The 24,128-nt window shown below is 48.5% G+C and carries 21 protein-coding genes and 2 pseudogenes; 8 read left to right on the top strand and 15 right to left on the bottom strand.

The window, feature by feature from the left end; translation table 11 throughout:
• Positions 1–76 precede the first annotated feature (76 nt).
• Positions 77–973 (top strand): TonB-dependent receptor, encoded by an 897-nt coding sequence (locus BST96_RS13955; RefSeq protein ID WP_085759296.1) that lies wholly within the window; start codon positions 77–79, stop codon positions 971–973.
• Positions 943–2,448 (top strand): TonB-dependent receptor domain-containing protein, encoded by a 1,506-nt coding sequence (locus BST96_RS13950; RefSeq protein ID WP_085759295.1) that lies wholly within the window; start codon positions 943–945, stop codon positions 2,446–2,448. Before BST96_RS13955 ends, BST96_RS13950 begins: the two co-directional genes overlap by 31 nt.
• Before the next feature lie 433 nt (positions 2,449–2,881).
• On the opposite strand, the gene BST96_RS13945 is transcribed toward BST96_RS13950, so the two are convergent.
• Genes BST96_RS13945 through BST96_RS13935 form a run of 3 tightly spaced genes read right to left on the bottom strand, consistent with a single transcriptional unit; the run spans position 2,882 to position 7,899 of the window.
• Positions 2,882–3,892, bottom strand: a complete 1,011-nt coding sequence (locus BST96_RS13945) for an FAD-dependent oxidoreductase (RefSeq protein WP_157117959.1) — start codon at positions 3,890–3,892, stop codon at positions 2,882–2,884.
• Positions 3,877–4,662 (bottom strand): NAD(P)-binding protein, encoded by a 786-nt coding sequence (locus tag BST96_RS13940; RefSeq protein ID WP_085759293.1) that lies wholly within the window; start codon positions 4,660–4,662, stop codon positions 3,877–3,879. The genes BST96_RS13945 and BST96_RS13940 overlap by 16 nt, the downstream gene beginning before the upstream one ends.
• 48 nt (positions 4,663–4,710) lie before the next feature.
• Complete coding sequence (locus BST96_RS13935; RefSeq protein WP_085759292.1) at positions 4,711–7,899, bottom strand: AAA family ATPase; 3,189 nt, start codon at positions 7,897–7,899, stop codon at positions 4,711–4,713.
• A 213-nt stretch (positions 7,900–8,112) separates the two neighbouring features.
• Here BST96_RS13935 and BST96_RS13930 point away from each other — a divergent pair, with 213 nt between their 5' ends.
• Both BST96_RS13930 and BST96_RS13925 read left to right on the top strand, forming a co-directional pair.
• Positions 8,113–8,349: a hypothetical protein gene (locus BST96_RS13930; RefSeq protein ID WP_085759291.1), complete on the top strand. Its 237-nt coding sequence runs from the start codon at positions 8,113–8,115 to the stop codon at positions 8,347–8,349.
• Positions 8,350–8,496: 147 nt separating this feature from the next.
• Complete coding sequence (locus tag BST96_RS13925; RefSeq protein ID WP_085759290.1) at positions 8,497–8,862, top strand: hypothetical protein; 366 nt, start codon at positions 8,497–8,499, stop codon at positions 8,860–8,862.
• A gap of 6 nt (positions 8,863–8,868) precedes the next feature.
• Here the strand turns inward: BST96_RS13925 and BST96_RS13920 are convergent, their stop codons facing one another.
• On the bottom strand, positions 8,869–10,020 hold the full coding sequence (locus BST96_RS13920; protein ID WP_338043281.1) for an acetyl-CoA C-acetyltransferase: 1,152 nt from the start codon (positions 10,018–10,020) through the stop codon (positions 8,869–8,871).
• A gap of 300 nt (positions 10,021–10,320) precedes the next feature.
• On the opposite strand from BST96_RS13920, the gene BST96_RS13915 reads away from it, so the two are divergent.
• Complete coding sequence (locus BST96_RS13915) at positions 10,321–10,644, top strand: hypothetical protein (RefSeq protein WP_085759289.1); 324 nt, start codon at positions 10,321–10,323, stop codon at positions 10,642–10,644.
• Between the two features lie 16 nt (positions 10,645–10,660).
• Here the strand turns inward: BST96_RS13915 and BST96_RS13910 are convergent, their stop codons facing one another.
• The 7 genes and pseudogenes from BST96_RS13910 to BST96_RS13880 form a co-directional block, all read right to left on the bottom strand.
• A complete protein-coding gene (locus BST96_RS13910; protein ID WP_085759288.1) occupies positions 10,661–13,537 on the bottom strand; it encodes a hybrid sensor histidine kinase/response regulator in 2,877 nt (958 codons plus the stop codon).
• Positions 13,534–14,814: an ABC transporter substrate-binding protein gene (locus BST96_RS13905; RefSeq protein WP_085759287.1), complete on the bottom strand. Its 1,281-nt coding sequence runs from the start codon at positions 14,812–14,814 to the stop codon at positions 13,534–13,536. Before BST96_RS13905 ends, BST96_RS13910 begins: the two co-directional genes overlap by 4 nt.
• A 100-nt stretch (positions 14,815–14,914) precedes the next feature.
• Positions 14,915–15,799, bottom strand: coding sequence for a diguanylate cyclase (locus tag BST96_RS13900; RefSeq protein ID WP_085759286.1), 885 nt, complete (start codon positions 15,797–15,799; stop codon positions 14,915–14,917).
• Between the two features lie 24 nt (positions 15,800–15,823).
• Positions 15,824–16,453 (bottom strand): Hpt domain-containing protein, encoded by a 630-nt coding sequence (locus BST96_RS13895; protein WP_169714000.1) that lies wholly within the window; start codon positions 16,451–16,453, stop codon positions 15,824–15,826.
• 88 nt (positions 16,454–16,541) lie between these two features.
• Positions 16,542–17,842 (bottom strand): annotated as a pseudogene (locus BST96_RS21400) (ATP-binding SpoIIE family protein phosphatase).
• Between the two features lie 30 nt (positions 17,843–17,872).
• Positions 17,873–18,202 (bottom strand): annotated as a pseudogene (locus tag BST96_RS21395) (response regulator); the annotation flags it as partial.
• Between the two features lie 55 nt (positions 18,203–18,257).
• Complete coding sequence (locus tag BST96_RS13880; RefSeq protein WP_085759282.1) at positions 18,258–18,698, bottom strand: YbaN family protein; 441 nt, start codon at positions 18,696–18,698, stop codon at positions 18,258–18,260.
• Positions 18,699–19,025: 327 nt separating this feature from the next.
• Between BST96_RS13880 and BST96_RS13875 the strand changes: the two genes are divergently transcribed.
• On the top strand, positions 19,026–19,631 hold the full coding sequence (locus BST96_RS13875; protein ID WP_169713998.1) for a YybH family protein: 606 nt from the start codon (positions 19,026–19,028) through the stop codon (positions 19,629–19,631).
• On the opposite strand, the gene BST96_RS13870 is transcribed toward BST96_RS13875, so the two are convergent.
• Positions 19,628–20,017: a hypothetical protein gene (locus BST96_RS13870; protein ID WP_085759280.1), complete on the bottom strand. Its 390-nt coding sequence runs from the start codon at positions 20,015–20,017 to the stop codon at positions 19,628–19,630. The two genes, BST96_RS13875 and BST96_RS13870, sit on opposite strands and share 4 nt — an antisense overlap.
• Positions 20,018–20,227: 210 nt before the next feature.
• Between BST96_RS13870 and BST96_RS13865 the strand changes: the two genes are divergently transcribed.
• On the top strand, positions 20,228–20,734 hold the full coding sequence (locus tag BST96_RS13865; RefSeq protein WP_085759279.1) for a TIGR03546 family protein: 507 nt from the start codon (positions 20,228–20,230) through the stop codon (positions 20,732–20,734).
• A 9-nt stretch (positions 20,735–20,743) separates the two neighbouring features.
• Complete coding sequence (locus BST96_RS13860) at positions 20,744–22,420, top strand: TIGR03545 family protein (protein ID WP_206045342.1); 1,677 nt, start codon at positions 20,744–20,746, stop codon at positions 22,418–22,420.
• Between the two features lie 13 nt (positions 22,421–22,433).
• On the opposite strand, the gene BST96_RS20480 is transcribed toward BST96_RS13860, so the two are convergent.
• From BST96_RS20480 to pgl, 3 genes are all read right to left on the bottom strand, one after another.
• Entirely contained in the window at positions 22,434–22,592 is a 159-nt protein-coding gene (locus BST96_RS20480; protein ID WP_157117958.1) for a hypothetical protein, read from the bottom strand.
• A 158-nt stretch (positions 22,593–22,750) separates the two neighbouring features.
• Complete coding sequence (locus BST96_RS13855; protein WP_085759277.1) at positions 22,751–23,380, bottom strand: bifunctional 4-hydroxy-2-oxoglutarate aldolase/2-dehydro-3-deoxy-phosphogluconate aldolase; 630 nt, start codon at positions 23,378–23,380, stop codon at positions 22,751–22,753.
• A 36-nt stretch (positions 23,381–23,416) separates the two neighbouring features.
• Positions 23,417–24,127 (bottom strand): 6-phosphogluconolactonase, encoded by a 711-nt coding sequence (gene pgl / locus BST96_RS13850; RefSeq protein ID WP_085759276.1) that lies wholly within the window; start codon positions 24,125–24,127, stop codon positions 23,417–23,419.
• Position 24,128 lies beyond the last annotated feature (1 nt).

The raw sequence follows: 24,128 nt of genomic DNA, 5'->3' as shown, positions 1-24,128 counted from the left end.
GCGGCAATCGACGGCATGATAAGCCTTATAAAAATACTAATTATTTATCGTTATATCCCTATCTGGACACAACTTTATGCTGCGCTGTAAAAAACTTCGCCCACTGCTATCAACACTGGGCACGCTCACTTTGGCCATCAATTTATCCACCTCACCCAACACCTTCGCCGAACCGGCGGTTATTGAAGAAGTAAATGTCTATGCGCAAAAACGGCAGCAATCCCTCGCCGATATACCCATTGCCGTTACCGCCCTCAGTGGTGAGCAATTGGCGCAATCGAAAATTTTTGAAATTCGCGATTTAACGACGCTGTCGCCCTCTTTCTCCTTTGATACCGCTCAGGGTTTTCAAAACGCCAGTATGAAAATCCGCGGTATTGGCACTTTTGGCAATGGCCGAACCTTTGAAGGCGCAGTCGGTGTCTTTATTGATGATGTCTATCGCTCACGATCAGGCATGGTGCTCAATGATTTATTGGATATCGAACAACTGGAAATTCTACGGGGGCCGCAAAGCACTCTGTTTGGTAAAAACACCTCCGCCGGGGCGATTAATGTTCGCAGTAATAAACCGCAACTGGATCAGCAAAGTGTCGAGTTAGAGGCGGATATTGGTAACTACGATTTACTGCTATTAAAGAGCATTATTAATATCCCGGTTGCAGATCACTCCGCCTTTCGTCTGGCCTTATCCAGCCATGAACGGGATGGGTTTTTCTCCAGTGCCGATAATAATGATCGCTATAACGAAATTGATCGCTATACGGTCAAACCACAGTGGTTATATCGACCCTCCGATCAATTGGAAATTCATCTATTGGCGGATTACAGCAAATCTGATGCTAACTGCTGCTGGGGCTCGGCGCAGGTCGTCAATGGCCCAACAGCACCGCTAGTGGCACTGTATGCTGGCCTGCGTGGTTTAACCTTTGAGCCCGCCCCATTCAAGAGAAAAAGCGCAGAACCAGCTTAAATACCAGTCCTAATGAAGAGATAGAAGATAGCGGTATTCAACTTAAAGCGATATGGACCGAGGGAGATTGGACGCTAAGTTCCACTACCGCATTACGGCAATGGGAAAACCAGCAGACCGACGCCGATACCGACTATGTACCGGCGGATTTATTCAGGCTATTTGATCACTCCGATATCGATACCCTGTCTCAGGAGTTCACCCTGCTATGGCAGCCGGATGATCAACTGCAATTATTAACCGGGCTGTACCTGGCCACGGAAGACTATAGTGGCGGTCGCAACCTCGAAGGCGCTGGCGATGCCGATAATTTTTTAATCAGCCTGCTAAATCCGACGTTCACCCCCGCCCCCTGCCTGCCGCCGATTGAAACCAGTGGCTGTGTAGTACCCACCGGCATTGGTGCACTGCTACCCAATGGCAGTATCACGCAAGAAAAATACCAGCAAGACAGTGATAGCTATGCGCTCTATAGCCATCTGAGCTGGGATATAAACACCGAGCTTCAACTCGTTGGTGGCCTGCGTTATAGCGTTGAAGATAAATCCGGCAGCGTTGATATTCGCTACTGGTACGACTCACCTATCTCCCCTTTATTAACAGCGATTGGCGGCTTTCCCAATGACGGCACACCCCGCAACGGTCTGGATATTATTGGCGTCGAATATAGCCCGCCCTTTGATAAGTCGATTAAAGATGAAGAGGTGACCGGCTCACTGGCATTAAATTACCGGCTTAGCGATGACATCATGGCCTATACCAGCTATAGCCGTGGCTTTAAGGCTGGTGGCATTAACTTATTTCGCGAAGCAGTATTAACCGACACCACCCACTATGACCCGGAATATGCAGACAGCTATGAAATTGGCCTGAAGTCACAGTACTGGCAAGGCCGGGCCAGCAGTAATATCGCGCTGTTTTATACCGAGTTTAGTGACCTGCAAGTTAACTTTTTTGATGGCCTGAATTTCCGCACAGAAAATACCGGTAAAGCTAGAACCCAGGGTGTGGAGTTAGAAAACACCCTGCTATTTACCGAGCAGTGGACTATGGATTTTGCGGTCACTTATCTGGAGGCAACCTTTGAAAGCCTGGATAACCCGCAGCTGGATTATTTGCTGGACCGGGACACTCCCCGCGCGCCTGACTGGGCGTCTGTATTAGGCATTAATTTTAATCAGCAGCTGAGTGCTAACCTGAAGATAAAAGCCCGCGCCTCGCTATCCTATACGGGTGACCACTATGTCGGTGCCGATGTGGTGGGCGAAGAAAAGCAGGATGAGTATTTAATCAGTGACCTCAGTATATCGCTGCAAGATCAAGCGGATAGCTGGGCGGTGACGCTATGGTGCAAAAACTGTGATAACCAGGACTACCGGACGATTTACTTTAACTCCGCGTTCCAGGAAGGCTCCAACAATGCTTACCTGAATGCTCCACGCCAGTATGGTGCGACCTTTAGCATGAAGTTTTAAGCAAGTGATAATAAAGCGCTCTAAGGACTAAAGCGCTTTTAGCCAGTAAAAAAAGGCCCGCATTCAGCGTAATGCTGTTCACTGAAGTATTTGAGGTTGAGACAATCTCTGCTCAATCCAGCAGAGTTTTTCCATGTCTCTGACTTAAGCATATTCCCCCATAAACCGCCCCTCTCGTAGGGTGAATTATAATCCACCAAAACTTACTCTGAGAGGTCAAAAGCGGTGGATTATAATCCACCCTACGATGGCGCCGCAAAAGGACTGGCAAGTACCATTAAGTGAACAGTATTGCCGCATTAAGCAAGCCTTGATAACACCGAATAAAAAACTAGCGTTGTCGACGACGAGAAAAACCCAGCGCCGCCACCTATATCACCCTCGCAAGAAATATCGACACCAGAATTGGCCCTATTAAACCCTCTGGTCCGCCTTAAGCAAACCAACGATAGAACAGGCTATCGATATACCTTAGCGGGGCAAACCAACGGATACGCCGCAGGGGGTAAATTTCACAGGGTTTGTCCGCCAAACCCTCACTGGCAATAATGCCATTAACCGCCCGCTTGGCAGCCTCACAAGCCCCCTCCATAGTGGCGAGGTCGGTATGGGTTTGCACATAGTCCCCAGCGAGAAAAAAGTTGGCGATATTGGTGTTGGCGGTGGGCCGCAAACGCCAACCGTTGGTGCGGTTGACCAATAGCGGCTCTGAATTGTTTACCTCTCCCTTAGACTGATGGATGGCCGGATCAATATAGGCAAATTCAAAATTTTCATCATCCAGTAGAGGCTCGCCATCGACACTGAGGCTGTCTTTTAAGTCATGCCATAGCTCGGCGATCAAACGCTCTTTACCGGCAGCAAAATCCCCTTGATGGGCAATGGTCGCCAACGCCGATTGATGATAGAGCCGCCCCCTGCCGCCATAGGGAATAGGACAAACCTCATCCCCGTCGCAATCGGCGGTATCTTTCCAGTTAGAAATAATGGTGGATAAAATCGCGGTCACATTGCCTTTGCCATAATTTTCCAGAGCGAAGGGTTTATCCCAATAGCGTCCCTGATAAATTGAACTTAAAGCAAAAGGGGTATCTACAAACACCGAATGACCGGATAATTTTGATAGCTCCCCCTTTAAATAAAACACCACACCATTCATCCACTGGGTATGCTGTTTTAATTCACTCAGTTTTTTTAGTGCCTCATCGGCCTCCGCCAGAGGTGACCAGTTATTATTGTCACCGACAAAACCCGCCATCACTTCAACTGGCACTGCCGATAAATAATAATCCGCAGTAGGTGTTTCAGGGAGTTCAACGACCTCAGCAATGGGGCCTGTCTTAAGGTCACAGCCGGTGACGCGAGAAAATTTTTCCTGCTCGCTTTTGTGTTCAATCCTTAATGAGGCGATCAAGGCCGTGTCTTTGTCTACGACGATATCCACCACCCGGGCATGGCTGTAAAACCGGCACTGGGGTTTTGTAGCAGTGAATGTAACCAGGGAAATAACCAGACATTATTGGTGGGGCCCGATAAAATGCGGTCAGCCTCACCGGTGGCCTGATCCATCAGCAACTGCTCCATAATCATGCCGTTGGTTTTGGTGGAGGCTTTTCTGGGATCCGCCGCCACCAGAATACGGCTGCCATTGGCAAAGTAGCGACGGTAAGCCTCAGAACCTTTATTGGCACGAATAAATTCCCACCAGGCGATTTCTTCATACTGATTTTGCACCCGCTGGTCACAGCTGCTAAATAATCGGAACAGTCTGGCGCTATATCTCAGCAAATCCCTTAACGGCATGTTGACACCGGTTTTGCCCAGCCATAATTTAAACAGTTTAGTAATATCTGCCAGTGATCGCGGGCTGCCTACCGGCACGGAAGCCACATCCTTACCAAAGCGGGCGTAATTTAAGTGCTCAACATTCAGTAAGTTTTCCGCCACACAGTGTTTACCGGGAAAAGGAATAGCCTGCATAGTATCGACCAAATGCCGATAAAAACCGGGAAAAAAACGAAAGCCATGCTCAGCGGGTAAGGGACTACGGCCATCGCTGGTGGCATATGCTGACTCTGGCACATCAAAGCTGCGCGCCTTGCCGCCAGGCAGCGCATTAAGCTCATAGATATCAACCGCAAACCCTCTGGCTAATAATTCCTGGGCTGCCGATAAGCCAGCCACTCCCCCACCGATAATTGCTACGCGCTTCATAGATAATATCCACTATTATTTTTTTTATGGCCTTTGCTATGGCTGTTGTTATTCGGACAATCGTTGCTCGGCCCGTTTAAATTGCATAAAGCCGTATTCATCCTCTGCCAGCATGCGTTGTTGAATTTCCCGACGGACCACTGCGGCCAATGTCTTCGCATCGTCGATCCGTTCCACATCCAGCAATGCGCTAACAGTTGCAGCGGCATAATCAATATAGGCTAAACTATTGCCCAACTCCCGAGTCTGGTTTAAAGCAACAAACATCGCCTCAACCGTATTCTTATCAATCTCGGTGGCCGCCAGATGTTGGGAATAAGCCTGAAGAAAAGCCGCCGTGCCTATCCATAGGGGAAACTCATTATGTTGCGACAGGGTGGTCAATTCATCCAGCGCCATGATGGCCGCCTTAGTGTCTCCATCAATCAACTCGCAACGGGCGGAGAACGACAAGGCAAAACACAGGGAATTGGGGTGCTCTACCCGGCGGGCGATAATAAGCCCCTTTGCTACATACTCTTTATAGGCTGCACTATCCCCGGTTAACACTGAGGCCATGGCATAGTAAATATGTGAGGCCATACCCGGATCCTGACCAAAAATATATTTATGCCCGGCATGGGCTTCCAGGTCATAGATCGACATCGCCTTTTTGAGAGCCTGTTTGGCTTCATCGTAATAACCCAGATGAGTATCCGTCACACCGAGTAATACATTGGCCTCCAGCGCCAGGTCATCACTGGCAATGGCTTCGGCAACGGCAATCAGTTTTTCACCGATAGCCCGGGCTTGATGCAACTCGCCCTTAACCACCTTATAGCTCCATAAACCAAACAGTGCCTGAGGAATAGCCGCGGAACCTTTTTCAGCAAGACTGCCCGCCAGTTTTTCTGCCTGAATATAATTATTTTTTACGCTGTCGTCGGAATAGCCTTTGATGGCCATTAATATCGGGCCCGACTCAATCCGTATTTGCAAATCCATCTCATCCCGCTCTACTGACCACGGTGCCTGTTTTAAAGCGTCGGAGGCTTTTTGATAATGGCTGCTGGCATCGACAAAGAGTGTATTATTTTTTGCTTCATTGGCCGATAAGAACCAAAAGTACGCCGCCTTTTGATATTCCGAGGCCGCTTGATAATGGAAGGCCAAATAGTTTTTGCTATATAAGCCCTCTGTCGCCTCGGCGATATCGACCAGTTTTTTATGCATCGGCCGGCGCTGGTCCGGAGTAATCGATTCATAGGTAGCGGCATGCAATAAGCCGTGCTTAAAGCGGTATTTAGCCAGGGGATAGCTACTGGTTTGGTAAATTAATTCCGCATTAACCAATAACGACAGATGAATTTCCAGCGCGGCTATATCTACATCCACTAAAGCGCTTAATTGGTTTAAATCAAAATAATCACCGATAATGGCCGCCGCTTTTAAGCTGTGCTTTTCTTCACCCAATGATTCGATTCTGGATAAAAAGATATGCCTGACCGGATTAGATAGAATATGGGATAGCTCATTCTCCACCGAACGACTGCTTAATAATGAGCGGGTTATTTCTTCAACAAAAAGCGGGTTACCGGTGGAATGAGAAATAATCCGGTTAATCGCCGAGTGATCCAACACATGGTTTTTATCCACCTGACGAACAATTTCAGACGCTTCCGCCTTACTTAAACCGCTTAAATTCACCTGATTAATATGGGAGCGCCCGATCCATGCAGGTGCAGGCATGGTATTGCGGGCGGCCACTACAATCAGGGTATTGGCAATCGGCCCCTGAGCTACAATTTGCGCCATTAATTCCTGCGCCGCTACGTCGGCCCACTGAAAATCATCCCAGATAATTAATTGGGTGGGAGATTGGCTGGCCAGAATAATTTTTGTCAGCAGTTCAAATAATAAATTTTTTCTCGGCCCGGGGGCAATATCAGCTACCTCGGGATGATTACCGCTATCCAGACCAAGAAACTCTTCCAGTACGGATGAGGCCAAGGGATCGCTAAAACCTAATTGCTCTAATTGAGACCCGATCATCCGCTGCTGTGCAGTGGTATTGTCCTGGTTGGCCAAGTCAAAGCTGCGCCAGATTTCCTCTTTAATCGGCTGCAAGGGCGAGTGGGATTCTCGCTGAAGAAACAGGTAGCGGCTGACTTGCGCAAATTTTCGGGTCTCTACCCGCTCGATAAAATTTTCAATCAGGGTCGATTTGCCAATGCCCGGCTCGCCGCTGATATAAAACACCTGCCCTTCTCCCTGAGAAACCTGGCTCCAGGAGGTTAACAGCGCTTCGATATCGCGGTTTCTGCCGATAAACTCAGTGCTATTGCTGCGCTGTGACAGTTTCTGTGAACGGTGATTAAGCTCGTAAAGCCCCGGCACGGTAGCCGTTACCACATCGGACTGGAATTGCCCCAGACCTAAAGCCACCGTATCGGCACTGACTATCACTTTGCCAGGCCCGGCACTTTCCGCCAACCGGGTTGCCGTGGCCAGTGTATCGCTGCCAAGAATGACCGGCTGGGACAGGTTTTCTAATTGGGAGATTTGTACATTGCCACTGGCGATACCGATTTTGCTGGCATAGCTGCCTGCTTCAGTACTGTCGGCAAAGTCAGCCGTTAGCTTTTGTATAGCCAGCGCAAATTCAACCGCGGAGAGATGATCATCTTCCTGGGTTTTATTCAGGCCAAAAATAAAGGTTGAGGAGGCACCGACATCATAGGCATAGCCATTATTATACTGGCCAAGGGCTTTGATATAACTGTCGAACAATGCAATGGGGCCGCCCTGATCACTGCCATGGGAAAACACGATAACGGAAACCGCTGTCACCGGACGAATGGCATTGGCATGAGCAGCGAGATGGGGTGTAACCGCGGTCTGGCGAGCCGTAGCAATGGCTGGCTGTTGATCCTCATCAAAAACCGGCTCGGGTATACAGGAATAACCACGTCCTCTAACGGTTCTGATCAGGCGAGGGTCAGAGGAGCGGTCCCCCAACGCCTTGCGAACTGCATGGATACAGCGCTTTAGTCCCTCATCGCCACCGGAGGCACTGCCCCAGACCTGATCAATAATCTGGTCGGACGTCACTACCTGACCGGCACCTTCCACCAGCACTAACAGTACTTCCATGGGTTTTTTCTGTACATGGCTGACTTTGCCATCAGGACTGGTAATGGTCCCTTCCAGGGGTTGAACCCTATAATCCGCAAGCCAAAAAACCGAGGGTATTTCCACTATAACTGCCTCTAAGCCAAGCTGTTAGCCAGGCTTTTCATCCAACTTTTCTTATATTAATCAAAAGATTACCAGATTCACTATAGCCACACGAGAAAAAGAACCAAAAGAGAACCTAAAAATCATGTTTGCGTAACAAAGTCGATGCAATATAGCACCATCAACACAACAACAGGACCACCAACAAAGGTCAGACGATGTAAGGAGTAGTAAATGGCTGGAGAAATAGAAGTAGGTGTTCTCTGCAGCGATATAGAATCATTAGGTGCCAATGAGGCGGAAGTAAGAATGTTTATTTATGACCATTTGGCCCCTGCGTTAGTGAACGAGATTATTAGTCGCAGACAGATTTACTTTGATGGCTTTGACTCAGCAGACCCGGTAAAAGCATCACCGGAGCTTAGGGCAAGAGCCTGCTCTATCAAAGGCAGTATGCAGATCAAGTTTTAGTCACACAGTTTTAGGGGGGAAAGGACTCTCCTAACCTTTTACACACCTGTACCACTTTTTCGAGGTACGCAGCGGGCCATCGCTTATACGGAACGTAACATGGTCCGCTGCTTTTTTTGGGCATGGACACCCAAAAGGCAAAGCACTATGAGTTACGAGATAACCTGGCTGGAAAATACCCTGGTGATCAAACTCACCGGCCATGTGTCGGTTTCAGACCTGCATGAGGTTAATCAGCAAACGCTGGAGAATGCCCACTTTGGGGATATCCGCAAACGGGTGATTAATTGCCTGGAGGTCGATACCGCAGAGTTGTGCCAATCGGATTTAAAAATATTAGCTGCCATGGAGATGGCCAGCGCTGCCACCAACCCGCATATTGATTCGGCGTTTATCTGCCGCTCCGACCCTATCCGGCATCTAACAGAGGATTATATTAATGCCTGCCACCAGCTGCCCTGGAAAGTCGAACTCTTCGAGAGCCTTAACGATGCTTTCCAGTGGCAACCTTAGCTGAGTTTAGACCCGCTCAATTATAATCGCCGGGGCCATACCTCCAGCAGCACACATGGTGACCATGCCAGTGTTTAAATCCTGACGCTCTAACTCATCCAGTAAGGTACTAATCAAAATCGAACCGGTAGCACCTATCGGGTGACCCAGGGCAATCGAACCACCATTCACATTGACCTTATCGTGGCTGACATTCAGGTCCCGCATAAACTTCATCGGTACCACGGCAAAGGCTTCGTTTACTTCAAATAAATCGATATCGTCGATCGACATACCGGCCTTTTTCAACACTTTTTCTGCGGCAGTCACTGGCGCATTTAAAATATATTCCGGGCTATGACCGGCATTGGCCATGGCGCGCACTTTGGCCCTTGGCTTTAAGCCATGGGCTTGTGCATACGCAGGTGAAGCCAATACCAAGGCGCCAGCACCATCTACCACACCGGAAGCATTGCCCGCATGGTGGCGGTGGTCAATCTCAAGCTCTGGCCAGCGTTTTTGCACCAACTCACGGTAGCTGATACCGGAATCAAAATACGGCATATCCATCAAGCCTTCAAATACCGGCGATAAGCCTGCCAGTTTTTCCGCGGTAGTCCCCGGGCGAGGATACTCTTCACGGTCCAGCGCCAAACTACCATCGTCTTTATACACCGGAATTAAGCTGTTATTAAAATGCCCAGCCTCAATAGCCGCACCCGCTCGACGCTGGCTCTCAGCCGCATAGGCATCCAGCTCTTCACGGCTAAAACCCTCTTCGGTGGCAATAATATCGGCAGCAATGCCCACATTGGCCTGCGGGTACATTTCACGCAGATGCAGGTTCCAACCATCCAGCGGCCCTAATAAACCCTGCTCGGCCTGGTAAGACATCATCTCGACACCACCGGCAACGATTAAATCTTCCATACCGGACATAATGCTGGCCGCCGCCATATTCACGGAGGTAATACCACCGCCGCAGAAACGATCCAGCGCCACACCTGAAGCGTTAGTTGAGTAACCCGCATCCAGTGCTGCCATGCGAGCAATACACTGACCCTGTTTCAGGTACTGGTAATTACAGCTGATAATTACATCGTCGATATCTTCCGAGTTTAAGTTACTGCGCTCGGCCAGAGCTTTTAGCACGGTCGACATCAGGCGCTGGGGATGCACATCCCATAGCGCACCTTTACCTTGTTTACCTACACCACGGGGGTACGGGCTGCGTCAATAATCCAGGCTTCATTCATGATTTTTCCTCTATAACTTAAACGGTGTTCTTATTGCGGCCGGATTATATGCCAAATCGACCTTGGTTTTGTAGCCATAAGTTGTCACTGGGCTGCCCACTGTTACAGCCCGCCGTCACACTGTTACGTAAAAGCTGCGATTTATCGCGCCTATTTTAACGCTTTTTGCTGGCATAACTTTTGAAAGGACCTTAGTAACGATTGTAATCATAGGAGGTCTTATATGCAGCTTTATAAAGCCATCACTCAAGCACCGCTGGAACGGCAGCCAGAACAACCACCTAATGAGGCCGTGCAGCACAGCGAACTATCGACCGCGATCTGGGCCGACCCGCGCTCGAACGTTGACCGCCGCACCGCCATTGATATCAATAAGGTGCCCGCAACCGGTTGCCGCAGAACCCATCAGCGCCGCAGGCTTCACTATGTTCATACTGAGCAATGGTGGTTGCAACGGCATTATGATCAGGATGATCTGGGTATTTGTCTCAAAAAAATGGATTTTGATGATGATATTTTTGACTGGCTGGATGCGCAGGGTACGTAATAAGGCGCAGCCAGTTTTATCCGGCGTTGTTAGCCTGACTTAACCACTTTTCTAAACATTCAGTCAGGGGCTGTTCGTCAATTGGCTTGCTCAGATAGTCATTCATACCGGCATCCAGACAGGCTTCCCGGTCGCCCTGCATGGCATTGGCGGTCATGGCTACAATGCTAATCTCTCGGTAGTAGTCACCGGCATCGCCCTTGCGAATATTACGGGTAGTGGTATAGCCATCCATCACTGGCATTTGGCAATCCATTAAAATCAGGGCATAGGCTTGCTCGCTGGAGCCCTGCAATAATTTAATCGCCTCAAGGCCGTTATTGGCAACATCCACCGAATAGCCCAAGTCTTCCAACATACCCTGAGCAACCATCTGGTTAATGGGGTGATCTTCAACCAGTAACAAGCGCAGCTTGGGTTTTCGACGCAGGCCAGACTTTGGGCTGCTGTGCTCGGTGTCTTCTCGTAAATCTGCCAGATTGTGGCGCGTTAACAGCGTACCACCTGCGGCACCAGAGGCTTGCTGCCCGCTCAGGATAAGCGCCATAGCATCATACAGGTCTTGCGCTACCGCGGGTTTATGCAGATAAGCGGCAAAGCCAATATCGGCATAGGATTGCGCATCGCCTCTGGCTCCCATTGAGGTCATCATCACCAGGCTCATCTGATCATAGTCTGGATTATTGCGAATAAGCCGGGCCAGTTCGGCGCCATCCATATTCGGCATCTGCATATCGAGAATGGCAATTTTAAAAGGGCAAGCACCCTGCTCTTGAGTGCGCCGCTCCAGTAAATTAAGACACTCAAGGCCGCTGTTACACACGCTAAATTCAATCGATTTTTTTTGCAGCATGCCCGACAGCACTTCAATATTGGTAGCGTCATCATCGACAATCAATACCGGGTACTGCGCCATATCAATATCGGGCACAGGCCCCAATACCCTATCACTGCCACCTAATAGCAGATTAAAGCTAAAACAGCTGCCTTTACCTAGCTCACTACTGACCTCAACACTGCCCCCCATTAACTGGCAGAGCTGTCTGACAATGGATAAGCCCAAGCCGGTGCCACCGTATTTACGGGTGGTGGTGGAATCCGCCTGAGTAAAGGTATCAAATAGCTGGTCCACTTTGTCGCTGGCAATACCGATACCGGTATCCATAATATCGCAGTGCAATTGCTGCTTGCCGCTATCAACATCAATAACATCAAGCCTGGCACGTACGGTAATTTGGCCCTGCTCGGTAAATTTAAGGGCATTGGCTACCAGATTGGTCAGAATTTGCCGAAGCCGGCCAGGGTCGCCCTGTACTTTTTGCTTGCCAATAGCGTCAATATCCAGCACAAAATCCAGCCCTTTTTCCTGAATACGGTAGGCCATGGCATTGGATAAGTCTTTAAACAAACTGCGCAAATCAAAATCAATCATTTCGATATCCAGCTTGCCCGCTTCGATTTTAGAGACATCTAAAATATCATTAATCAGCACCAACAGAGAGTCGGCACTGGACTTTGCCAGTTCGGTATAGTGCTGTTGTTTGCTGTTTAGCTGCTCTTTACTTAATAGGTGCAGCATGCCGATAACACCATTCATCGGCGTCCGGATTTCGTGGCTCATGCTGGCTAAAAACTGGGTTTTGGTTAAGCTGGCTTCCTGCGCCGTAATAACCGCCTCTTGCAGCGCTTGCTCACGCTGCTGTAGTTCCTCTGCAAACTGTTCGGTCTGGCTAAGCAGCACCCGTGTTTTTTCATTGGTTTCCCGAAAAACATTAGCAGCCTGAGCCAGCCGCCCAATTTCATCCCGCCGATTGGCTCCCGGCACTTCATCGATGGTTTCCCCCTTGATCAAATGCTCAAAGGTTTCAGTAATAGACTCCAGTGGTTTGCTGATGGCTTTGCCGGTAAGGAAGGCGATCAATATCGTTAAACAGGCTGCAAATAAAGCCACCACAATAGCGACTTGCTGAATAAAACCCAATTGAAATTCAGTCAGTGAAAACTGCTCTTGCTGCCGCCCCAGAAATTCTTCTTTTAATTTAGCCGCCACTGTACGCAGCTCTGAAGACTCACCAGCCACCACCACATTAACCAGAAATAAATAGTTTCTTTCCGCCTGAACAGATTGACTAAAGGTTGCCCCGGTTTGTTTTATCATCGAGGCAATACTGCTTAACTGGCTTGCAATCGGTTTGGTTTGTTGCAGTGACTGCAGGGTTTTAAGAATACGGGAGGCCTGCTCAATATTGTCGGTAATTTCTTTTCTTAGCCCGGATTTATAGTTGCTAAAATAACGCCAGCTATAAACTTCGGCATTGGAGATCATTCTCTGTGCCTGCAATAAATTCACCAGCACATTATCGTTTTGTTTGACGACAGCCTCAGCAAATAGACTAACCATGGATTGATCAAGGCCTTCAAATAAGGCAATTAATTTATCCTGTACCAGTTGATCGCGGAAATCGCGCTCCTCTTGCAGGCTATCAATTTTTTCGCCAAAGGCATCGGCATTGCGCCGCATTTGCCCCAGCAATTCAGCTTCATAATTATTATCGAGAGGGACTTCCTCAGCCAGCTCACTAATATCATTCAGAACCTCAGCATAGAGGTTTTTTATCTCGACAATGGTTGCGGTATTATTGGTATGACTAAAAATCAGGATATAGCGTTGTATCTCAGCAATATCATTATTAATTTTTGACATTAAATCCGCTTTATTACTCGCCTGCCTAAAATCATTAAAGCGCTGGCCAATATCATTAAGACCAAAAATATTGTAAGCCATTACCGCCAGGCTAATAACTAACAGCAACATAAAGCTAACAATGATATGTCGGCTGATACTGCCGTTGGTCCAGGAGTGGTCGCTATCGTTACCAGAAGGCTTATTCATGCAAGAAGAAACTCATACCAGCGTTGCAATGAATAATCGTAGTTATCCATTACGGTGTTCCAGACGGCGACATTGCTAAAGCGATTCACATAGGAGCCGCCGGTGCGAATATCCCCTTTGGCAACGGAGACTTTACCATCGGTGCCCCTAAGCTCTGTGGCGGCGGGTTTGCCGTCATACCAGTAATCCCATTCCTGCTGGCTTAATAAGGGCCGCGAGCGCTCAGGATTAGAAATATAATAGCCCTGACGAGCAATAAACGCCCCAGGCCAACCACTGAGCCACCAATTCATATAATCATAGGCCGCATCGCGCACCTCACCTTTGCACTCCCGCGACATACACATCACCCCATGCCAGGCCCGGTAACCTTCTTTGGGGGCGGCATAGGTCACTGGCGTGCCACGGCCATTGGCAGAGGAAACACCCGGTGAGAACATGCTTTCGATAACCACCCGGCCACTGGTCATAAAATCTACCGACTGTGGCACGGTATTCCAAAACCCGGCAAAGTGATTGCGCTTTTTAAAATCAATCAAAATACTAAATAGCTTATCCAATTCGGCAATCGTCATATTGCTAATATCGGCAAAGGTCATTAAGCCTTTGGCCTCAGCTGCCAGTGCAAGATCAAAAATACCAATGGTCGGTGCATTAACCACTCCCACCTTGCCCTGCCAGCGCTCATCCAATAACCAGCCCCAACTTTCTGTTTCGTAGGGCACGCCTTTGGGAACAACATCGGTGTTGTAACCAAATGAATCGACATTATGCACATAGGGCAAAAAACTAATCTTCCCGGTATGCTCGGCACCCAGCCCACCATCCTCCTGGATATTCAATATCTTATAAGGTGCATCACCTAAACCAATCGGCGCTTCGGGGACTATCCGCCCCTGCTTGGAAATATTATTAATCTCATCCCAGTAACGCAGCCGACTGGTTTCTATCGGTTGAATGGCATCGGCCTGCCATAGGGTTTTAATGCTATCGGTCCACTGTTCATAGAGATCAAATTGATCGGGGCGAGTGGTTGCCTTTTGCACCAGCTCCGCTTCTCCTCTGGCTTCAAATACCAGCTTAATACCGAGGTCGGCCATAGCCTGCTGGCGAATTTCTTCCTGCAAGGTGACATGGGTACCCATAATACGCAGCGTGGTTTTTTCTTTTGACATAATATAGGGCGCATTCACCGCGGCCACACCAAGGCCAGCCCCTTTAATAGAGCGATTTAAAAAACGTCGACGGCTTAATGGTTTGCTAGAGAACTGGCTCATTTTATCGCTCAACTTTTATCCGTTAATAAAAATTCTTGCAACAACTTTCCAAAGGACTGCTGACGCAGTATGTACTATTAATAGCTTCAATAAGATGGATTTACTGATGTTGTCGAACACAGTTTCTACCGGCAGTTTTGGCAGCAAACAGCGCCGCATCGGCGCGACTAAACATGTCATCAAAACAATCATCCTGCGGGCGTAGTGTGGTCACGCCAAAACTGGCCGTCACCGAAATACCTTTGGGTTTTAGCTCAGAGGCAATACGGCGCAAACTCTCAGACTTTTCCAGACTCAGGGCCAGATCACTGCCTTCCATCAGCATGACAAATTCTTCACCCCCATAGCGGGACACTACATCGTTGGCGCAGCAATGGGACTCCAGTAATTGGGCAAACTCTACCAAGACCTCATCGCCAAATTCATGGCCGTACTGGTCGTTAAAGCTTTTAAATTTATCAATATCGATCACCGCAATACTTAAGGGGGATTGATGATTAACCGCTGAGGCAATTTTTTTAGACGCGATATCGATCAGGTAATAACGATTGTAAAGCCCGGTCAGCTGATCTCGCATCGCCATTCTTTCCAGCTTATCGGCTTGCTGTTTTATGGTAATTTGGGTTTTTACCCGCGCCTCCACTACGGCCGGATGAAACGGCTTGGAGATATAATCCACCGCACCTAACTCAAAACCGTAAGCCTCATTTTCAGCGCTGGTCATGCCGGTAATAAAAATAATCGGAATAGTTTTGGTGGCTTCATTCGCTTTTAATTGTTTGCAGACTTCATAGCCATTAATTTCCGGCATATTAACGTCTAACAAAATAAGGTCAGGGGCAGGCCCAGCCAGGGCAAGCTCTAAACAGCGGGCACCGTCGGAGGCTACCTTGACTTGATATTCAGCGCTCAGCAGTTGCGCCAACACATGAATATTGGCCGGAGAGTCATCAACAATCAATATTTCAGGTTTTCTATATTCCATTACGACGGTATACCTGCTTAATGTTTAATGGGCTTTAGTGCTTGCCAACCATTGCTTAATTATTTGCAGTGCGGCCTGATTATCCAACTGCATCAGTTGTTTGCGCAGTTGATCCATCAGTGCTAATTCATCGGGTTTGCTCAGGCCTGCCTGCATCGCGCTTAACTCCTCAGGGTCAATATACTCTGCCGCTTCTAAGCGCGCAGCCATTAAAGGAAGTACCTGAGATAAGTTGACCGGGGCAGCGCTGGTTGCTGCCTTCTCTTGCTCTGCGTCTTCGGTGGTATTTTTTTCTTGCTCAATCCGCTCACAGAACTGGCGGTAAGCATAGTCTAATTGGCCATACAGGGTCGCCATATTCTCAGCATCACTGGATGCTGCGCCTTCCATTGCCTCAGCCGTGGCCTGCAATTGGCTGGCACTGAGGGAACCGGCCACCCCTTTTAACACATGGGCCATTGAGCGTATTTGCGGGCCATCACGCTGGCCTACCGCCTGCTCGAGAGACGTCATATAGTCCACTGTTTCCTGTGGAAAGAGATCTATCATCATCATCAGGCGATCCATCCGCCCGTTCATCCGCGACAAGGCCCGCTCTTTGTCCCATACCGGCAACGTCGCTAGCGACGATATACTTTTCTCAGTATCCTTCATTAACCGCCTCATACTATTGAAATTACAGCTATTTTAGATCTGTTCAGCATGCCACTACCCGCGCCTCAACACTTGGCTAGGGCCGAGTTCACTCCAGTGCATAGGTCACCGTGACTGAACTCCCTCCTTTACTATAGACAACATCATCGCAAAGTGACTCCAGAATACCAATCCCTCGACCAAATGCATCATTTTCACCCGCCACGGCTCTGGCCTTCTGGTAATCAAAACCAGCGCCAGAGTCGCTCATCTGCAACTCTATCTGGTAGCAGCTGCCATTATGTTTAAAGTGAATTTGTATATTGATCATGCCTGTTTGCAAGTCTGCCAGCCGCTGCGAGCGCAGGCTGTAATAGTCCATAAAGCCGTCCTCGGTCTGTTTCATCGAGGAGTCCAGTTCTAATAAGCCATGCTCAAGGGCATTGGAATAAAGCTCAGATAAAATCGTCGACAGGTAATCCTGATGCACATCCAACCCAATCGCATTGGATAGCAGCGGCACAATTTGTGATACCGGATTACTAGCCCGGATATCGTCAATACCCAGATCATAATTAAGTGACCAGGGCAGCACCTTGATGGTGTCTCTTGCCCTGACCTTGGGGCCCGCATTAGGCACACAGTCCAATACCGCCAGAGTAATATCGTCGTCCTGGTCCTGGCCGGCGGTAAACTCCGCCAGGCGGCCAATAATCCGATCAAACATATTGCCGTCTGTGCCATCAAATAAACCATGCAGGCGGGCTTCACCAAACATTTCATTGGCGCTGTTGCGGCTTTCCTCTACGCCGTCGGTAAATAAATAGACTTTGTCATTAACATCGACGTTATAGACCATCACGTCCTGACTAAACTCATGGTGCTCCAACATCGCCAGCGGGCAATGTGTGGCTTGAATAAATTGTTTTATATTGCCGTCGCCGTCGGCCACAATCATCGGCGGCATCCCCCCGACCATACTGTCAGTTGGTCACCCTGACTATTCAGTTCAATCAAACTGGCGGCCAGCATCATATTGTCAGGCAGTAGATCCGTTAGCGCCCGATTCATTTCTGCGGCGATATGGCCAACACTTAATCCCTTGGCGGCCATCGCCCGAAAGGTTGGGTATACTGGTATCGCCCCTACGGCCGCTGGCAGGCCATGCCCAGTGACATCCCCCACCACAATATAGAGATTGCCCGAAGGGCCATAGCTGGCCAGAAGTACATCGCCATTAAAAACCGAAGTTGGGGAAATGTGATAACGAAAGTGTTCGATACTGGCGATATGTTTTTCAAAGTGGTTGGCAAAAATCGTTTCAACAATATCGTGCTCACGCTTAACCTGTTGCTGATGTACCTCCAGAGCCTGGTATTGCCGTTCCATTTTTTGATAAATTTCGCTCACACGGCGGTGCGCCTCAACCTTGGAGCTAACCACTTCAACACTAAAAGGCTTGGCAATATAATCATCGCCAATGGCTAAACACTTACTTAAGATATCGTTATCTCGGGCACCAGTCAGAAAAATAATGGGCAGGTGGCGCTCACCGGCTATCGCCTTTAATTGGCGGCCGGTTTCATACCCGTCGATACCGGGCAGGCCAATATCGAGAATCACTAACTGTGGCAGGGGCTTGCCATCGGCCAGATGTTCCAGCGCTTCCTCACCACTGCCAGCCTCCAGACAGCTAAAACCGGCTTCTTCGACAATACTCAGTAATAGCTTACGAATTGAAAGACTATCTTCAACAACCAAAATGCTCATATCAGTGACTATAAAACCTGGTTTCCAGAGGGGAAATACTCAATCGTGTCTGCTCCTAAAGTTGATATTTGGACAGGCTGGCGGTGACCGAACCCGAATCTGGCGCCACAATAGGCAAGCGCCACAAATAGACACTCACCCCTGCGCCAAGTAATAGTAATAACCCAATCACTCCCGCTGTTTGGATTATCAACATCGATAACAACATACTAGCCCACATCAGCAACAATGCTCTATTGCGGTCTTTCAGGGCGATACCCTTATGATGGCGCCAGCGCAAAATAATAGGCCCCAACACCGCTTGCCGGGTTAGCCAGCGGTCAAATTTTTCTGAGGAACGTGAAAAGCACCAGCCTGCTATTAAGACAAAGACCGTTGTTGGCATCAGGGGTAAAAAGGCACCGATAAAGGCGAGCAGGACACAGACACAACCCGCAACCACCAATAGCGGTTGTGATGCGTATTGCTTGCTGTTATCCCGTTGCACTTTGTCCATGGTTGTCGTTGTAAACCTTAACAGCGTTGATAAAGCCCGGCGGCTGTTATTATTCTATGGCGCCGAATATACACTCATTTTACGGTTATCCTTATCAGCTTAGTCCCTTTCAGCAGACATGATGTACGGATATATACCTACCCTGTGCTATCGCCGTGAACCGGCTCTTTATGCAGAACAAAAGCGAATAAACCTCAAAGCTGTCAGTGCGCCGAAGACTAACAATCGCGGTCGGTGAGCTGCCATCGCAGCATGGCAAAACCCATGACGCTCTTTTACAATAGGGCAGATAATATCCATACCAACAACAGTCAATCAGGCAAGTCTATGCAACACAGTCCACAACAGTTTATCTTATTGATGAGTTTATTTGTGAGCCTGGCGGCTTACTCCGATACCCGCACTACTCTGCTTGATATGGAAGCGGCCTGCTCTGGCCAACAAGTCAGTCAGCCATCAGCTCTACTAAAACAACTGGGAGCACAATGTCGTCCCCAGGTTAATCATGGTGGTGCAGCCACCCCGGCGCCGATCAGCAAAGCAGCGCTCATAGCCAGCGAACCATCCATACTGGATACCTTAACCACTTATACCGATGCCCTAAAAGCCAAAAATGCCGAGCAATTAGCCAGCGTACTGACCGAGGACTTTGTGATTATTCAACCCGGCGGCAATGCCTGGGACAAACAGACCTACCTCAGCGGTGGTGTTGCCCATGTTATCGCCATGTTTAGTGAACTTAGCTTTGATCTGGAACCGGTGCATCTTTCCAGCGGCGAACACGCTGCCACGGTGATTGTTAGATTCAGACTAGGAGGGCTACATATGGGCAAGCCAGCAACGACCTTTGGATTGGGTACCATCAATCTGGTAAAAGCCGACCAGCAATGGCTTATCCAGCATATTCATAATAGCGGCATGCAAGTGTATTAAGCCGCTGGGTAGTGTTTATTCAACGCATTAAAACTTTGCACCAACTCTGGCACCACCAACCCTGACTTTTGCCAATCCATCACCTGTATTTTGGCAAATAACTGTGCCATAGCCAGCTGTGGGATATATTCAGGCCGCTTAAAAAAACTGAGCGAAACCGACAGTGCCAGATCATGGGTTGAATAAGGGATGGGGCTCTTATTCAGGGTGATGGATTGACGCTGTACATCCCGTGCATCAATTATATCCATCAGTAACTCCCGCGCCAAAGCCGTCGCCCTGCCAACATGGGCTCGCTTTTCCGGCGGCGGGTTGCCGTACATAGAAAAAATAACTTCATCAAGTGCATTCTTGGGCTTTTGTCTTTTGCTAAACAATCCCAGCATAGCGTCCCCTTACTCATCATCTTAAAATTGACGGATAAAATAATAGGGGGCAGAGAAATAATGATAAGTGATAGATTCTTATCGCAAGCATAACCTCCAGTAATGTACTTATTAACGGATCCAACCACACTTTTTTAGCATTGCTGCCAGCCATGTATTTCACCTGTGCTCTTAACAAGCTATAGTCAGCACTGATTCAAGGAGGCAGTCATGATCACCCTACTCGCAAAGCTATTAAAAATACTTAATTCTGACGACAGTCCTATCCAAATTTCACTGGCTATTGCACTGGCCGCCATTATGGGACTCACGCCGCTGAATGCACCGCATAATCTCTTGCTGTTAATTATCCTATTGATAGTCCGGGTTAACCTGCCCGCCTTTTTATTAAGCCTGGGTGTCTTTACCCTATTCGCCTATGCCGTAGACCCACTGAGTGAAAGCCTGGGCTACTGGGTATTGCAGGCGCCATCGTTACAGGGATTATGGACAGCACTCTACCAAAGCAGCTTCTGGCGCTTACTGGGCTATAACAATACGTTGATTCTGGGCAGCTTATTACTGTCGTTAGCGCTCAGCCCGTTTATTGTCATCATCGGGAGACTATTGATTATTCAATACCGGGAAAAATTACTGGCCATGGTGAATAAATCCCGGATCGCCCTATGGCTTAAAAGTGGCAAAATTTTTAACGCTTACCAACAACTTCAAGCTTAGGAGAATATGATGGGGCGCTGGATTCGTGCTTGGGGTATTGCGGTATTACTGATTATTACACTCGGCTGGTATCTGAGTATTGATTGGATAATAAAAAACAGTATTGAAACCTTTGGCACTCAAGCCAATGGTGCCAGAGTTGAGCTAAGTACTGCCAAGCTGACCTTATGGCCTACCCGGCTTGAATTAACAGGACTTAAAGTCACCGACGCCGGTAAGCCCATGTCCAACTTAGTAGAAGCTGGCAATATCAGTACCGAACTCGACGGCTTGATGTTGCTGCGTCGGCAACTGATTATAGAGTCTGCTGCACTATCGGATTTACAATTTAATACCCCCCGCCAAACCTCAGGGGCTATTGCCGCGGCCAAGAACGCAACAGCAGATGATAGCGTTTTTGATATTGATCTTGGCGGCGCCATACCAACTACATCTCTGCCAGATATCAACAGCCTGCTGAAAAACGAAGAGCAATACTTTAAGGACCAAATTGACCAAACCCAACAACGGCTAACGGCAATAGAACAGCGCTGGCAGAGCAATATTCAACAGCTACCCGATGAAGATAAAGCCGATGAGTATAAAGCTCGCTTTAAAAAACTGAAAAGCGGAAATTTTTTAGAAAAAGTTACCGGCCTTACACGCCTGAAGGAAGACGTTAATAAAGATATCGACCTGATCACATCCCTCAAGCAACAACTCGAACAAGACCGCAAAGCCGTAGATCAGGAAATTAACAACGCCAAAGCCATGCCCGACCGGGAAGCAAACCGGCTGATGAAAAAAGTGGGGTTCTCCGATCAAGATGTCAGCTTTATGAGCGCCCTGACCGGCAATCAAGTCAGCCAGTGGCTGCAACAGGGCTTGGGCATATTTAAAAAAATCACCCAGGCTATGGGCTCCGGTCAAACCGAAGCCAAACCACCGCGAGGCGAAGGCCGCTGGATACGTTTTGAAGAGCAAAACCCACTGCCGCAAGTCTTGCTGAAACAGGCCACTCTGGATGGCATCGCCGGCATTGCCGACGACAGCATTAGCTTTGAGGGCAAAGCGGCTGATTTTGCCTTTCCTCCCAGCGACTGGACAACACCTGCCACACTGGCCTTAACTGGCCAAAACAGCCAACAAGCCAGCCTGCGCTTAAATGCCAGCTTTGACCATCGGCAAGAGCTGTTTAACGACCAGCTATCCCTGCAAATCGACCAGTTATCACTGAACAATGTCACCTTATCTGACAGCAAGGATATGGGGCTGACTTTAGGGCAAGCCAAGACGGATATTACGGGTGCTGCGCAGCTAGGCCCTAACACCATAGCACTGGATTTTACGGGAACATTTTCTCAAGCCAAACTGCTAGTGGATAGCCCACAAAGCACGACCACCCAACAAGTTATCGCCGATAGCTTAGGCTCTGTAGATAACTTTGACCTTCAGTTAATTGCCAAAGGGGATATTAATTCGCCGACGATCAAACTGCGCTCTAATTTGGATAAAGCCCTAACAGCAGGACTAAAGAAACAAATCAGCGCTCAATCTGGCGAACTAAAGCAAAAACTCAAGCAACAAATCCAGAAAAACTTATCGGGTGATTTAAGCGCCTTAAGCGACAAGGCAGATTATCTGGATCAAATCGAAGACTTACTAAACAGCCGCAAAGATGAGATCAAGCAGTTAAAAATCTTATAGGCTAAATAGCAAACTAGAGTATACAGACAGCAATATTAACCCCACCCCAGACATAGCAGGTGGCAATCAGTATGGGGTCTGAGTTTAATGTACGGCGTTTAAGGTGGTAGAACAGCCCGGTAGCAATAAGACCAGTGCCAAATAAAAGCACCAGTATGGTAAGCAGAGTCATGCTTAATCCTTGGTATTATTTTTATATGATTACATTATTCGTATTATTTTCGGGCTTAACCTTACACTAAGAGCGGTTTTTAATAAAGACCGGGATAACAGGCAAAGTACCAATCAGGGCCAATGGGGCCCCTATTGCGCCTATAAAGAGCCGGGGCTTTAGGCTGATACTAATTGCGCGGCATTACGTGCTTTCTCTTCAATCGCTGACCAATCTCTGGCTGCTACCAAAGCGGCATCCAGCATCCAGGTACCACCGACACACAGCACATTGGGCAAGGCCAAAAAGTCAGGGGCATTGCTTTCTGACACACCACCGGTGGGGCAAAACTTAATCTGTGGCAGTGGGCCAGCAATGGACTTTAGCATCGGTATGCCCCCAGCCGCCTGTGCCGGGAAAAATTTCATATGGGATATCCCTTGCTCCAGCAATAACATCGCTTCACTGGGGCTGGCCACGCCGGGTAGCAGCGGGATAGTCGTGTTTAAGGCGGCATCGATTAAAGTTGGGGTACTGCCCGGGCTGACCAAAAATTCAGCGCCCGCGGCTACCGCCTTATCAACATCTTGCGGGGTAATTACCGTTCCGGCACCCACAATAGCACCGGCTACTTCCTGTTTGATATTTGCAATCGCCTGTAAACCACAGTCCGTGCGCAAGGTCACCTCTAAAACGCTTAGCCCACCAGCGACCAGAGCCTTGGCCATAGGCACGGCATCATTGATATCCTCGATCACAATAACGGGAATCACGGGGCTGCTTGTCATAATCTGTTCGATAGCTTTCATGGTATGTTCCAGTTGTCGGTTCCATTGATCAGTTAATTAGGGCGCCCAGTAGACTTTGACCGGTATGGTTTGCTGCTGCAATACCGCACTAACCGGTGTTTTTCCAATATCCCTATTGGCCAAGGCCTGCCGATAAACAGCCAACTTTTCTTCGCCGGTAATTAACAGATGAAGCTGTTTGGATTGCAGCAGGCCAAATAAACTTAGGCTAATGCGCTCTGTTAGTTCTCCAGTCACCTCACTGGGCTTGGCCTCTATCGCTGTACAGAGTTGCTGGTGTGATATGTCCAATGCCTGCTGCAAACCCTGGGCACCGGGAAATAACGACGCTGTATGGCCATCAGGCCCCATACCCAGAACCGTTAGGTCAAAAGGACGCGGTAATTCTTGATAGCGTTGTTCGCAGTTGGCAAGACCTAAAGCCGCTGTTTGCTCCGCTGTTTTCATCGCAATCCATTGGGCGGCGGCAGCGTGATCGCGCATCAGGTTATTGGCAATAAACGCTTCATTGCTGCCTGCATGATGACAATCAACCCAGCGCTCATCGACCAGTGCTATATGAATTTTCTGCCAATCCAGCTGCTGTTTTGCCAGTTGCTGGTATAGGGGTTGTGGGGTACTACCGCCGGACACCATAAACGTTGCTGATTGTTTTTCAGCAATGGCGGCCGTCAGGATTTTCTGGCAGTCATACACTAAAGCCGTAAACAGGCTATCGCGATCGGTAAAAAAATATTCAGTAACCATC

This window comes from Oceanicoccus sagamiensis (assembly GCF_002117105.1).
Taxonomy (GTDB): Bacteria; Pseudomonadota; Gammaproteobacteria; order Pseudomonadales; family Dasaniaceae; genus Oceanicoccus; species Oceanicoccus sagamiensis.
This window is presented reverse-complemented; position numbering and strand designations above follow the sequence as displayed.